Origin of the sequence: Variovorax paradoxus, from assembly GCA_016806145.1 — a bacterium.
Classification (GTDB): Bacteria; Pseudomonadota; Gammaproteobacteria; order Burkholderiales; family Burkholderiaceae_C; genus Variovorax.
The window spans coordinates 5,395,346-5,407,932 of the sequence record CP063166.1 but is presented as its reverse complement, the minus strand read 5'-3'; the positions used below and the strand labels follow the sequence as shown (position 1 = coordinate 5,407,932).

General features: G+C 64.5%; 18 protein-coding genes and 1 tRNA gene. 5 read left to right on the top strand and 14 right to left on the bottom strand.

The genetic code is table 11. The features are described 5' to 3' along the window. From INQ48_25225 to INQ48_25210, 4 genes are all read left to right on the top strand, one after another. Window positions 1-951 (top strand): threonine/serine dehydratase, encoded by a 951-nt coding sequence (locus INQ48_25225; protein QRF60888.1) that lies wholly within the window; start codon window positions 1-3, stop codon window positions 949-951. A 50-nt stretch (window positions 952-1,001) separates the two neighbouring features. After that, entirely contained in the window at window positions 1,002-2,333 is a 1,332-nt protein-coding gene (gene serS, locus INQ48_25220; GenBank protein ID QRF56608.1) for a serine--tRNA ligase, read from the top strand. Between the two features lie 81 nt (window positions 2,334-2,414). Beyond that, window positions 2,415-2,504, top strand: a tRNA-Ser gene (locus INQ48_25215). A 174-nt stretch (window positions 2,505-2,678) separates the two neighbouring features. Next, on the top strand, window positions 2,679-3,857 hold the full coding sequence (locus INQ48_25210; protein ID QRF56607.1) for a tyrosine-type recombinase/integrase: 1,179 nt from the start codon (window positions 2,679-2,681) through the stop codon (window positions 3,855-3,857). Between the two features lie 2 nt (window positions 3,858-3,859). On the opposite strand, the gene INQ48_25205 is transcribed toward INQ48_25210, so the two are convergent. Continuing rightward, window positions 3,860-4,918, bottom strand: coding sequence for a hypothetical protein (locus INQ48_25205; GenBank protein QRF56606.1), 1,059 nt, complete (start codon window positions 4,916-4,918; stop codon window positions 3,860-3,862). Then, the gene (locus INQ48_25200; protein ID QRF56605.1) at window positions 4,890-5,078 is read right to left on the bottom strand and encodes a hypothetical protein; all 189 of its coding nucleotides are present in this window, start codon (window positions 5,076-5,078) and stop codon (window positions 4,890-4,892) included. Before INQ48_25200 ends, INQ48_25205 begins: the two co-directional genes overlap by 29 nt. 163 nt (window positions 5,079-5,241) lie before the next feature. On the opposite strand from INQ48_25200, the gene INQ48_25195 reads away from it, so the two are divergent. Beyond that, complete coding sequence (locus INQ48_25195) at window positions 5,242-5,490, top strand: hypothetical protein (GenBank protein QRF56604.1); 249 nt, start codon at window positions 5,242-5,244, stop codon at window positions 5,488-5,490. A gap of 2 nt (window positions 5,491-5,492) precedes the next feature. Here the strand turns inward: INQ48_25195 and INQ48_25190 are convergent, their stop codons facing one another. The 12 genes from INQ48_25190 to INQ48_25135 form a co-directional block, all read right to left on the bottom strand. Further along, complete coding sequence (locus tag INQ48_25190) at window positions 5,493-5,909, bottom strand: HNH endonuclease (protein QRF56603.1); 417 nt, start codon at window positions 5,907-5,909, stop codon at window positions 5,493-5,495. After that, the gene (locus tag INQ48_25185) at window positions 5,906-6,289 is read right to left on the bottom strand and encodes a hypothetical protein (protein QRF56602.1); all 384 of its coding nucleotides are present in this window, start codon (window positions 6,287-6,289) and stop codon (window positions 5,906-5,908) included. Before INQ48_25185 ends, INQ48_25190 begins: the two co-directional genes overlap by 4 nt. Then, window positions 6,286-6,771 (bottom strand): DUF1643 domain-containing protein, encoded by a 486-nt coding sequence (locus tag INQ48_25180; GenBank protein QRF56601.1) that lies wholly within the window; start codon window positions 6,769-6,771, stop codon window positions 6,286-6,288. Before INQ48_25180 ends, INQ48_25185 begins: the two co-directional genes overlap by 4 nt. Then, complete coding sequence (locus INQ48_25175) at window positions 6,768-6,986, bottom strand: sporulation transcriptional regulator SpoIIID (protein ID QRF56600.1); 219 nt, start codon at window positions 6,984-6,986, stop codon at window positions 6,768-6,770. Before INQ48_25175 ends, INQ48_25180 begins: the two co-directional genes overlap by 4 nt. A 1-nt stretch (window position 6,987) precedes the next feature. Further along, window positions 6,988-8,418 carry a hypothetical protein gene (locus tag INQ48_25170; protein QRF56599.1) on the bottom strand — a complete coding sequence of 477 codons (1,431 nt, stop codon included), beginning with the start codon at window positions 8,416-8,418 and terminating at the stop codon, window positions 6,988-6,990. Further along, window positions 8,415-8,864 carry a hypothetical protein gene (locus INQ48_25165; GenBank protein QRF56598.1) on the bottom strand — a complete coding sequence of 150 codons (450 nt, stop codon included), beginning with the start codon at window positions 8,862-8,864 and terminating at the stop codon, window positions 8,415-8,417. Before INQ48_25165 ends, INQ48_25170 begins: the two co-directional genes overlap by 4 nt. Beyond that, window positions 8,861-10,615 carry a DNA cytosine methyltransferase gene (locus INQ48_25160; protein QRF56597.1) on the bottom strand — a complete coding sequence of 585 codons (1,755 nt, stop codon included), beginning with the start codon at window positions 10,613-10,615 and terminating at the stop codon, window positions 8,861-8,863. Before INQ48_25160 ends, INQ48_25165 begins: the two co-directional genes overlap by 4 nt. Next, window positions 10,609-11,274: a hypothetical protein gene (locus tag INQ48_25155; protein ID QRF56596.1), complete on the bottom strand. Its 666-nt coding sequence runs from the start codon at window positions 11,272-11,274 to the stop codon at window positions 10,609-10,611. The genes INQ48_25160 and INQ48_25155 overlap by 7 nt, the downstream gene beginning before the upstream one ends. Next, window positions 11,271-11,459, bottom strand: coding sequence for a hypothetical protein (locus INQ48_25150; protein QRF56595.1), 189 nt, complete (start codon window positions 11,457-11,459; stop codon window positions 11,271-11,273). The genes INQ48_25155 and INQ48_25150 overlap by 4 nt, the downstream gene beginning before the upstream one ends. 22 nt (window positions 11,460-11,481) lie before the next feature. Beyond that, window positions 11,482-11,826: a hypothetical protein gene (locus tag INQ48_25145; protein ID QRF56594.1), complete on the bottom strand. Its 345-nt coding sequence runs from the start codon at window positions 11,824-11,826 to the stop codon at window positions 11,482-11,484. After that, complete coding sequence (locus INQ48_25140) at window positions 11,823-11,996, bottom strand: hypothetical protein (GenBank protein QRF56593.1); 174 nt, start codon at window positions 11,994-11,996, stop codon at window positions 11,823-11,825. The genes INQ48_25145 and INQ48_25140 overlap by 4 nt, the downstream gene beginning before the upstream one ends. Before the next feature lie 166 nt (window positions 11,997-12,162). Next, window positions 12,163-12,435, bottom strand: a complete 273-nt coding sequence (locus INQ48_25135) for a hypothetical protein (protein QRF56592.1) — start codon at window positions 12,433-12,435, stop codon at window positions 12,163-12,165. Between the last annotated feature and the right edge of the window lie 152 nt (window positions 12,436-12,587).

The following is a 12,587-nucleotide window of genomic DNA, read 5'->3' as shown; positions in this document are numbered from 1 at the left end:
ATCACCGAATGGCGCTCCGAAATCGATAGCGCCTGGCAACGCCTGAACGAACGCTCGAACCACTTCCTGCGCCAGACCCCGCTGTGGAAGCTGCCGGCGGCCGCGCTCGGCGTCGCGGCGCCCGGCGCCGAGGTCTGGCTCAAGCTCGAGCACCTGCAGGTCAGCGGCAGCTTCAAGGCGCGCGGCATGATGAACCGGCTGCTGGCCAACGGCATCCCCGAGAGCGGCGTGATCGTCGCCTCGGGCGGCAATGCCGGCATCGCCACCGCCGCCGCGGCGCGCGCGCTCGGCGTGCGCTGCGAGGTCTACCTGCCCGGCGTCTCGCCCGAGGCCAAGCGCGCGCGCCTGCGCGCGCTGGGCGCCGAGGTGGTGGTGGTTGGCCAGCTCTATCCCGATGCGCTGGCCGCCTGCCTGGCGCGCCAGGCCGAAACCGGCGCCCTGCTGACCCATGCCTACGACCAGCCCGAGGTGGTGGCCGGCGCCGGCACGCTGGGCCGCGAGATCGAGGCCCAGGGCGGCCTGCCCGATGCCGTGCTCGTGAGCGTGGGCGGCGGCGGCCTGATCGGCGGCCTCGCCGGCTGGTTCGAGCAACGCGCGCGCGTGATCGCGCTCGAGCCCGAGGGCGCGCCCACGCTGTTCCGGGCCCGCGAGGCCGGTGCGCCGGTCGACGTCGAGGTCGGCGGCATCGCGGCCGATTCGCTGGGCGCGCGCCGCATCGGCGCCATCGCCTGGGACATCGCGCAGCGCCACGTCGCCGATGCGCTGCTGCTGTCCGACGAGGCGATCCGCGCCGCGCAGCAGTGGCTGTGGAAGGAGATGAAGCTGGCCGTCGAACCGGCCGCCGCGCTGCCGCTGGCCGCGCTGCACAGCGGCGCCTACGTGCCGCGCGCGGGCGAGAAGGTCTGCCTGATCGTCTGCGGCGCGAACGTCGATCCGGCCACCGTCGGCTGAACCAGCCCCGCGCGGGGCGGGGTGCCGTCTGGCCCACCTAAAATCGGGCGATGCTCGACATCACCCTGCTCCGCAAAGACCTGGCCGCCGCCGTGGCCGGCCTCGAAAAACGCAAGAAGAACCAGCCCTACCTCGACGTCTCGGCCTTCACCGCGCTCGAAGCCGAGCGCAAGACGCTGCAGACCCGCACCGAGGAGATCCAGGCGCGCCGCAACACGCTGAACAAGCAGATCGGCCCGCTCAAGGCCAAGGGCGAGTCGGTCGACGCGCTGATGGCCGAGGTCAACGCGCTCAAGGGCGAGCAGGAATCGCAATCGAAGCGCCTCGACGAGATCCAGCCCGAGTTGCAGGCGCTGCTGCTGGCCGTGCCCAACCTGCCGCATGCCAGCGTGCCGCTGGGCGAGGACGAGACCGGCAACGTCGAGCAGCGCCGCTGGAGCCCGCAGGGCGGCGCCGGCGCCTCGGCCACGCCGCTGGGCTTCGCGCCGAAGGACCACGTCGACCTGGGCGCGCCGCTCGGCCTCGACTTCGAGATGGGCGCCAAGCTCTCGGGTTCGCGCTTCACCGTCATGAAGGGCCCGATCGCGCGGCTGCACCGCGCGCTCGCCCAGTTCATGCTCGACATCCAGACCCAGCAGCACGGCTACACCGAGTGCTACGTGCCCTACATCGTCAATGCCGCCACCCTGAGCGGCACCGGCCAGTTGCCCAAGTTCGAGGGCGACCTGTTCGCCGCGAAGAAGGGCGGCCAGGACGGCGAGCCCGCGCCCGACCTGTCGGCGCTCTACCTGATCCCGACCGCCGAGGTGCCGCTCACGAACTTCGTGCGCGACGAGGTCGTGCCCGAGGCGCAGCTGCCGATCCGCCTCACGGCCCACACCCCGTGCTTCCGTTCGGAAGCCGGCAGCGCGGGCCGCGACACCCGCGGCATGATCCGCCAGCACCAGTTCGACAAGGTCGAGATGGTGCAGGTCGTGCATCCCGAGAAGAGCTACGAGGCGCTCGAGCAGATGACCGGCCATGCCGAGGTGGTGCTGCAGGCGCTCGAGCTGCCGTACCGCGTCGTGCTGCTGTGCACCGGCGACATGGGCTTCGGCTCGACCAAGACCTACGACCTCGAGGTCTGGCTGCCGGCGCAGGACACCTACCGCGAGATCAGCTCGGTCTCGAACTGCGAGGCCTTCCAGGCGCGGCGCCTGCAGGCGCGCTTCAAGAATGCCCAGGGCAAGAACGAGCTGGTGCACACCCTCAACGGCTCGGGCCTGGCGGTCGGCCGCACGTTGGTGGCGGTGCTCGAGAACCACCAGAACGAAGACGGCTCGATCAACGTGCCGAAGGTGCTGCGGCCCTACCTGGGCGGCACCGAGGTGCTGCGCGGCTGACGAAAAAACGACAGGAAAATCGCGGCACGGGATGGTTGTGTCGATTTTCCTGGCTATAATCGCAGGCTCGACAGAGCAACCGGAGAGGTGGCAGAGTGGTCGAATGTACCTGACTCGAAATCAGGCGTACTAGCGATAGTACCGAGGGTTCGAATCCCTCCCTCTCCTCCAAGAATGGCCCCGCAAGGGGCTATTTTTTTGCCCATTCCCCACCGAAAACCCAGCAGAATCAAGGCCTTAGCCGATTCTGACGCCTGCGTTTCCGTCGATTTCCCACCGTCAAAAGCCGTTCCACACCGGCGCTCGGTAGGCATCGTTGTAGGCATCGAGCGGCATCCGATCACGATGCCTACAAACACCCTCACCGACACCATCTGCAAGACCGCGAAGCCCGGGGAAAAGCCGATCAAGCTCTTCGACGGCCACGGCCTTCACCTCTTCATTTCCCCGACAGGCGCCAAGGTCTGGCGCTTGGCCTATCGCGTCGATGGCACACCGAAACAGAAATCGCTCGGGGCCTACCCTTTGGTCACGCTGGCGGAGGCTCGTGTGCGGTCCGCAGAGCTGCGGAAAGGCCTACTGGAGGGCGTGGCCCCTGTCACGAAGAAAAAACGCCCAAAGACTACGTTCTGGGAGGATTGCGAAGCCTACTGGAAGGGCCGTGAAGATGTCTCGTCCGACTACAAGGCGAACGCGCTACGGGCTCTCGAGCTTCACCTGAAGCCGCAGCTCGGCGAGAAGGCGACTGCAGAGATCGATAGGGCCATGCTGCTGACCGAGCTGAACCGGATGGATGCAAAGGGCCGCTTCGTGTTCGTGCGCAAGGTGCGCATGTGGGTGTCCCAGGTCTTCGACTGGGCCATCGAGCAGGATCTCGCGAAGACCAACCCGGCCGAGTTGATAAACCCGAAGAAGGCGTTCGGCCGTCGCAAGGTCAAGAATCACGCTTCATTGAGCCTCCGGGAGGTGCCTGAATTCTTGAGGCGCTTGAGTTTCGAGAAGGATCTCACCTCGGTGTTGGCCTGCCGCTTCATGGCGTACACCTGGGTGCGCACTGGCGAAATGCGCATGATGCGTTTCGAGGAGATTGAGGGGGATCTCTGGGAGATCGGCAGCGAGCGGATGAAGCGGGATAAAGACCACCTCGTGCCGTTGCCGCGCCAGGCGCTCGAGATCCTTGCTGCGATGTGGTCGCGCCGGCGGCCGGGCTGCGACTACGTGTTTCCCTCGGATCATCGAATCGACCGCCCTATCAGTGAGAACACCGTGCTCGCTCTGATCGCGAGGATGGGCTACAAGGGCGAGATGACCGGCCATGGGTGGAGGTCTATTGCCTCCACCTGGGCGAACGAGCACGGCTATCCGCCCGATGCCATCGAGCGCCAGCTCGCTCACTCGCCGGAAGACAAGGTACGGGCCGCCTACAACCGGGCCGAGTACATGCGGGTGCGGCGGCCCATGATGCAAGCGTGGGCGGATTGGCTAGATGAATCAGCTATGACAAAAGTTGAAATCCACAGCTGATTTTATTTGAGGCCAGGAGAGCTTTCGATTAACTCCCATTCCATGATGGGGTTGAATTCTCGAAAAATGGCCATCACTTTGTCTTCGCCATATTTTCTTTCCATCATTTGGACCGAGAAGTTGTCCCATCCATGCCATTGATCTTTGTAGGCATTACGAAAATATCGATCAATGTCTTTGTACATCATTGCATTTCTCAAAATGCCGACGGATGTTTCATTTTGGGATTGAAGCACAAAATCAGGGGTGAGTATATCTCTTATATCTGATATCGACTTTATTCCGAAGTCCCTCATTTCCTTTATAAATGCTTTATCAATTCCTCCTGAGTCGATTTCGACATCGGATCCATTCTCGCTAAATACCAACGAAAGCAGAGACTCTATTGTTGTGCTGTTTAGGTCGACGGGAATTTTCTGACTTATTTTTGACTCGGCTTCGCTTGCATACCGCTCTAAGTCTTCGGTTAGTCTGCCAAATTCCCTGTCAGCGGACTCGAGTAGCCCGGCAAGCAAATGAAAGCGGCGTTTGAATTCATTAGGCAGCACGCCTTTGAATTTGTAGCCCCTGTCGTGTTCGATTTCTGCCCAAGCATGCTGAAGGGATGTTCGAATTTGGATTTCGAACGGCACATTGGCAAATCGGGCCATTTCTTCTAAATCAATTCGCTTTGGACCCAAGTCGCAAACATAGTGCACCGACCGATATCCAAATCTATCAAATCCAAGTTCTGTGCTTTTGTCGTAACTGTCGGCTGCGTGTACTGCAAATGCTCGTTCAACTAGGTTGCCAACGAGTAAAACGTCGCGTTCAATCAAAGTGATAACGCGAATTCCTGCAAGATCGGTCATCTCGCGTTGCGGGTCTGTGTATTTTTTTCTTCGAATTTTTTCGGAGAAACTCTTGGGGGTCTTTGCTCTGTAAGCGACAGATGTTCCTACGATTCCCGCGCTTTCGATCAGATTTTCAAGAGTAGACGATACCGCTTTTGCAAGTGCCTCATATTTTGGGCGCTCTGCGTGAAACCAGTTTTCAATGTTCCGTATCGAAGATGTTGACACTCGCTCCTCCGCCGAAAAAGTTGGTGTAAGTATGAAGCAATCCGGGAGAAATGCCTAAATGAGCCCAATGCCCGCCGCGCGAAGAGTAGAAAGTCTCCAGGCCATGGTTTTCTGACTGATTGCTACGTCCGGTGGTGGGATCTTCTTGGCTTTGATCCATCTTCGTACGGCTTCTGATCCAACGCCAGTCAACTGACAGAGTTCGCTGCGATAGATCAGCCGATCTTCCGTTCGAACGAGCTGTGTAGCTGGCGGAAAAGGGGTAGTGTTGACGATTTCAGGCGGAGCCATTGTGAGGTGTTCCCTTTTCACATAATCACAGGATGGCAAAGCCAACCCGCACCGCCGAGCAGCTTCAAGAGCTGTTGCTCGCACGTATTGACAAAGAAATTCCCGACCTTCGCGGGCAACTCACGGACGTGGCGCGCGGCGGCGTGGTGTGGATGGATCCGGGCCACGAGGGCGGCCCGAACTGGACGGTCAAGGTGATGACCGATCAATCTACGCATCGCGTGGATATAGCGCGCGTCATGCGGCAGCTGCAGATGCAGTTCGACCTCGAGGTGGATTGATTTCACCGGGCGGCCTCCTGAAGAGCCGCGCGCTCAAAGTGAAAGACGATCCGAGCGTCCGTCTCCTGCACGAGGCCGAATCGCAGGGCGTGGCGGTATGTCGGCTGGTTCCGGCGCAGCACCTCGGCCGCGTTCTGCAGCTTCCGGCGCCAGTCCTCGAGCGTCATCGCGTGCTTGTCGATGTTGCACGGCGCACAGGACGGCATCAGGTTGCCGATGGTGTCGCGCTCGGGCCGGTGGACTTCCCCGGTGCAGACCAGTCGGCGCGTGCCGTTTGGCGCGTCAGTCCATTTCATCTTCCGTTCGACGTGCTCGAAGTGGTCTACGTGCCAGCGCTCGCCCAGGTCAACGCCGCAGTACGCGCAGCGGCCGGCGAACTTCTCGCGTAGGGTCGCGCGTTGGGCCTTCGTGAGCTTCATCGGGCGCCTCCGCGTGATGCGCAGTACCGCGGGGCTCGCCTGATCGCGACGGCCATGCGGCCCAGCTCGAAGAGCAGCCCCGACCCATGGGCTTCGGCGGGCAGGTAACGCACCTCCTCGCGAATGTCTTCGAGCAGATGGCCATGGGCCCAGCAGAAGCAGCTGACGTGCGCCGACAGGTGCTCACGCAATGCGGCGCAGCGGCTGCAGGTTTTGAAGAAGCCGAGACGGCCATCCCACTTGCCCACGACCTTCTCGTAGCGCTGGCCTGGCTCTATGGCCCGGCCGCATTCCGCGCACTTGTGTTCCTTGCGCGCGGTGTACTCGGTCTTGCAGTAGAACTCGGCCGGGTCATAGTCGCAGAAGCATGCGTCGCTCATTGGTCGACCTCCTGCAGCTTCGTGTCGTAGCCCAGCATGAGCGGGTGCTTTGGGTAGCCGTCTTTTGTAAGGCCAAAGTGCTTCACGGGCTTGCCCGACGAGAGGAGCGCGTCCATCAGGACATCGAACGCGAACTGCAGCCTCGGCGGCGCCTTGTCGACGCATCCCCAGCAAGGCACGAGGATGTCGGCATCCTCGATGATTGCCGTGGTGTGGTCGCCGATCTCGTCGCCGAAAGCGTCCTCGACATCGGCGAGTGCTTTCACATCGGTGGCTCGGTAGGCGAAGACGTTGCCCACGATGAACCGGCTTCCGCCCCAGACCTTCGTGAAGCCGATCCATTTCCGGACCGTGGCGTCATCGATGCTCGCATCGGCGGTGCTCGGGTTGATCCCGAAGAACCCGTAAACCGGGCCTTCCATGCCAACGGTTCGCTCGAGGCGATAGCGGTACTTGCCGCAGGCGCTGATGATCGCGGTCATGGTGTTGCACTTCCCGGGCCCGTGCTCTTGAGGGCTGCGCGTTGAGTAGTAGCAATGGCGCGCTTTACCTTTCTCAGGACTCGCGCGAAGTCCTTGTGAATCGAGCCCACGTCGACGCCGAACTGCATCTCGGCCTGCACGAGCGTGGCTTCCGAGAGGGTCAGCCGCAGCTCGATGTCTGCCGCCGTTGATGGTCGTGGCTTCTTGTTCGCCATCTCACGCCCCCTCGCCCTGGGCGGGCTTGCCGATGCGCCGAGCCCACCAGTCGCGGCTGGGGCTGGTGGCGTTGTCCTCCTCCATCGCCACCATGAGGGCAATCAGGGCCTCGCGCACGCGCGGCGACTGGCCGCCGCCGCTGCCGGGCGTGCAGAACTCCACGCTGCCCCCGCCGTCGTCGCCATAGACCGCGACGTAGACATCGTTGTCGGAGTCCAGGCCGACTCGCATGCTGGCGGTCGGGCTCATGTCGCCGAGGCGGCCCACGTCGCGGGCCTTGGGCCAGGGCATCGGCGCTGCGCCCTGGGTGGGCTGGATTGCTGCGCGGTGGCGGGCGTCCCGGTCGCTGTTGAGCAGGAGGGGCAGCGCCGCGCACTTCTCATGCACCCAGTGGCCGAATGCCGTGATGCTGTACCGGCCGAAGTTGTGGCTTTGCACGACGCCCAACTCTGCGAGGCGCTTGATAGCGGCCTTGCCGATGTCGTAGCTCTGGTCGTCTTCGGTCGTTTCGATGAACCGCTCGAGCGCCGCGAGGTCACCAGGAAGCAGGTAGTGCGCCGCGTCCTGCTGCATGGGCGCGTTATGGGCGAGGGCGGAGCGCAGCGTCTGGAACGCATCAACCATTTTGGTCGGCGTGTACGGATCGCCGGTGACAAGCGACAGTAGCTCGCCGGTCATGTGCTCGATATCGTCAGCGGATACCCACCGGCCGCCCTTCATGGCGGTAGCTTCGTCAACCTCCTGCTCGCGCGCAGCGCCATCCGTCATAGGCGCGGCCGGTATAGCGGCGGGCGCCGTGCTTGCCCCGTGGTGCCACAGGAACGCGCAGTAGGCCGCCACGTCGCGCGGATCACCCTTGGCGATGTGCTCCATCAGCTTCGCGCGGCACTCTTCCATCCAGTCGGCCGACGCCCATCCGTCGCTGTAGCCGTACTTCTTTTCGGCGGCTGCCAACTTCTCGGTCAGTGCTGCGGAGAAGCGTCGCACGAGGGCGGCCGTTGCCGGATGCAAGCCCGCCGGCTTGGCCGCTTCTCCCGCATCGGCGACGGGCGTCGCTTCCGCGTCAGTCATGCCCAGGAACTCGGCGCCTTCCTCCGGATACTCGGTGTAGTGCGCATACAGGCCGCGCCCGCTGTGCCCTTGTCCGAGCTGCAGCGTGACCTCGCCCGGCTCGCCGCCGAACATCGACAGGATGTCGGATGCTTGCTTGAAGTCGATGAAGATTGTGGCGCTCTGTCCGTCCACCGATGCGGCCAACTTCAGGGCGCGAAGGATGCGCTGCTGCTCGGGGCCGGCGTGCACTACTGCGAGCAGCCGGCCATCGGTGACGGTGTGAACCTCTGCATCCGCATACTTTTCTTCGAAGCGCCACGCCGCCGCCTCGGGCGCTTCGCCGGTCTTGGGGTCTTGATCGGTTGCGAGGTGAATCATTTGAGAAATCCTTCGTCTGCCGCATCCCAGCGGCGCGAGCGTGCGAGCGCCTCGGTGAAGGCGTCGCACATTTGTTGGGGGGTGCTGTTGTGAACGAGCTGTTCGTAGGCGTCGAGCGCGCCTCTCATGGCCTGCAGGCCGAGGCCGTCGAAGCCGTAGCGGCCATGCCGGCAATAGATCGCATTGCAGCGGTCCAGCGCTTCGCGCGCGTCCTGCAGCGGCTGAATAAGCAGCCTGTCGAATTCCTCGGACCAGACGATGGCTACATCAAGGGTTCGCACGACGTGAGCGAAGACTGTCTCTTCTGCGATGCCAGAGCAGAGGGCAGATACGGCGCTGCGCAGCTTGTTCAAGGCGTCGCCGGTCCGCCCGCGCGAATGCGCCTGGCGGGCGGCGACCACCGAGGCCATCGCGACGAAGTTGGATCGGCGGCTGTTGCGCTTCATGCAGCCCTCCGCATGTCGCGTTCGTAGTAGTTCGCAGCGGTCACAGCGCGCTGCAGCAGCGGCGGAACGGCGTTGCCGATCATGGTGATCTGCTTCGACTTGGAGAACATCCGGCCGTCGTGCCCGCGCTCGATGACGTACTGCGGCGGAAAGCTCGTGGCGTTCGCGAGCTCGCGCGGCATCAGCATGCGAAGGCAGATGTCCACGATGACCCACGGTTCGCCCTTGATCCACACGGTGACCAGCGCGAGGCGCGCTTTGGTTGTGATGGTGTGCATCGGCTCGTGCAGGTCGCCGAGCTGGCCGCCCTCGCCGTAGTAGCGGATCAGGAAGGCGGCGCAGCGCAGCGCGCCGGCCTCCGCATCGGGGGCGAGGTCGTAGCTCGGCGCTTCGCATGCGTTGCTGCTCTCGCCTGCGTGGGCAAGTTCAGCAGTCACGAGGCGCTGCTGACTTCCGCTCGTGGTCACAGTCGAGAGAGGCGCGGTAGCGGGGCGCGCCGGGACGGTGTTGTGGCCGCCGTTGGCCTGCTCGACAAACGCTGTGACCAGCGCGTGTTTTGCGCCGCCTGCGACCACGGTCCCGAGGGGACTCTCGATGTCGAGCGCGCGCGGCGCCTGGCCGGCCCGCTCGCCATAGCCCGTTTGCACGAGGGATGCGATGGCGATGCCGTGACCGCCTCCGCTGGCGGTGACCGTGCCGAGCGGATTCGTCGGTGAGGTGGCGCCGTAGCTCCACCGGCGTGCGCCGGGCTTGCCTTCGCCGTGGCCCATCTGGATCATGACGGGCGATGCCATCATGAACTCGCCGCGCTGGGCAGTGGTGATGGTCCGAAGCGGCTCGCGGATGTCGTGCACGCGAACGCTACCGGAGTGGGTCACGGGAACGATGAACGGATTGGCGCTGTCGAGGACGAAGCGCTTAAGGCCATGCGCTACGCGCCGGCAGGTTGCCTCGGCAAGGGGCCGCTTCCGGTCGAAGATGCTCGCGGTCGGCAGCGAGAAGTCGATGCATTCGGCCGCGGCACGCCAGCGCATCTGCCCGGTGGTGGGATTGCGGAAGTGCGTTTGCGTCGGCCAGCAGATGGGAAGACCGTCACGACGCGCGACCATGAAGAGGCGCGTGCGCGTGGTGGGTGCGCCATAGTCTGCGGCGCATAGCAGGCGGTGCTCGACGGCATAGCCCATCCCGCGCAAGAGGCGCAGGAAGCGTTCCCAAGTCTTGCCGACGTGCTTCGGGTCGGGCACGAGGTGCTGCATTCGCAGCGGCACGACTTCGCCGGGTTCGGCCACGATGCCGTCCAGCTTCACTACTCGGCCGGTGGCCTTGTCGCGCTTGGCGATCAGGCGGCCCCATTTGCGGATCTGCTCGACGTTTTCGAGCGTGATGACATCCGGCGCCGCCTGGCCGGCCCACCGCAGCACGATCCACGAGAGGGAGCGGATGGCGGTGTCTCGCGGCTGACCGCCGAGAGCCTGGCTGAAGTGCGTGCAGTCTGGCGAGGCGTGGAAGTAGCCCACGGGGCGGCCGGCAACGAGTTCGCGAGGGCACAGCTCGCGCACGTCGGCGCGGTAGTGCTTCGTCTGCGGGTGGTTTTTGGCGTGGCACGAAGTTGCGTCGTCGTTGTGGTTGGCCGCGATGTCTACATGCCGGCCGATGGCTTGCTCAATGCCCGTGCAGCTTCCGCCCGAACCCGCGAACAGCACCACCACCAGTTTCGAGGCGAGGTTGAGATCGAATTGAGGATTCAGCATGCAGACCTCGCTGTGGTCGATGCCCTCACCTCGGCCTGCAGCCGATGAAAGCGGTTCTTGAAGTCCTCGCGCCACTCTTGCCACGTTGTGTGCTCGCGATAGGTCGTGTTGAGGTGCGCCCAGTCGAGCGGCCTGATGGGCGTGGGACCGCCTTCGCCGAGGACCGGCCAGCCGGCGCAGCGCTCGGGGTCGTACGCGGTGAGGTCGCGGCGCTCGGTGGCCAGGGCCTGCAGGTCCAGCTCGCGAATGAAGCCGCCATAACCGGCGAATGCGGTTCGCAGGTTGAAGTGCTCGCGCACGGCCTTCATGTGCTCGATCTCGAAGACGGTCCACGCCGGCACGCCGCCACCGGCCATGCTGTAGCCATTGATGGCGGTTTTCGCCGGGCTGCTGGCGTCGGAGACGTAGGCTTCGTGCGCGTCGTGCATGAGTGCCGCGAGCTGCACGAAGGCCGGCGCGCCTGCGCGCTGGGCGATGTCGCAGCAAAGCAGCGAGTGCTCGGCCACGCTGTACGGCCGCGAGGTCGCGCCCGTGAAGCGATTGATGATCGCGAGATGGTGCGCGATGTCCTCGATGAGGATGGGGCGCGCTTCGGGACCAAGGATCGCGGTCCCGGTCAGGTGGTAGTCGGCGCCGCTGGCCGTGAGGATCCACGTCATTGCGCGACCTCCGCGGATGCCGGCACGGTGAGGGCGGCGCGGCGAGCGTTGAAGACGCGCCGGAACTCTTGGCCGGCGGGATCGTTGAAGGGATACGGGCAAGCGAAGTCGAGGCTATGGCCTGCCTCGGCCGCCTCCTTCGCTTCGCGCTCGATCTGTGCGAGCGACACAATGGGAAAGTCCATGAAGTCTCCGAAGGGTGGTGGGTCAGGCGGGTTGCGCCGCGGCGGCCGAGCGGGCCGGCAGCAGCTCGCACGCGCGGATGGCGGCGTGGATCTCCGGCGCGACTGCGCCAGGCATAGAGCGGGGGTTGACCAGCTTGAGGCGCAGCGCGTCGCCGGCCTTGAGGTGCGGATGTCGCTTGCGCCAGGCGGCAGCGTCGGCGCCAGTCCAGCGCGCGACGTAGACCTCGGTGCGCCGCGGGCCCTGGTTGTCGATGAGGCGAAGTTTCAGGACGAACTCGCCTGCATCGTTGTTGTGTTCGCTCACGGCGGGTTGCGTCGGGCCGCGGTCCTTGCCGACGAAGAAAATGCCGGTGGTTGTGGTGGTCACTGGCGCTCCCCTCGCTGCTGCTCGGCGCGAATGCGGCGGAAGGTCTTGCGGATGTCAGTAGCGACGCTCGGCGTGTAGACGAAGCGATGGTCATCGAGGCCGCCGACGGGGCCGCTGCGCGGCGTCTGGATGGGGCGACGGCGGCGCTGATCGGGAACGAGAATGCTCATGGAGTGCTCCAGGCGTAGACCCACATCGCCGCGAGGGCGCAGGGCAGGACGAAGGGCACCGCCAACATGGCGGCGGTTTTGAGAAGGCCCGGGCAGGGCTCTACGGGCGAGGTCCGCATGGGGCCTCGCGTCGTGGGGTGCGCATCGCGATTCATGCGTGGCGCTTTCAGAAGGGGCAATGCGCGGTCGCGCGCATCGTCGTGGTGAGGGAGATCTCGAGCGCGATGTCGAACACCTCTTCGTCGGATGCGCCGGCACGGCTGGCGATCAGGGCGGCGCTCATCGGATTGCGCTCGCAATACGGCGAGCCCGGGCGGTGCTCGAAGTGGTATCCGCCGCACCGGCAGAGGCGATGCCCGGTCGCGCGAAGGTGCTGCGTGAACAGCCCATAGTCGCGGCGGCGCGTGCGGCACTCGGGGCAGCGGAACAGGAAGGTCATTACGCTGCGCTTTCGGTGGCCTGGCTAGGGGCGGCGCCGGGCCAGCGCGGGCGGATGGACTGCAAGTAGCCCGGTGCGTACACGCACGGCTCAGCGTGCACCTTGAGCAGCAGGCCACGCGGCAACATGAAGAAGCCGTAAAGCGGCGCCGC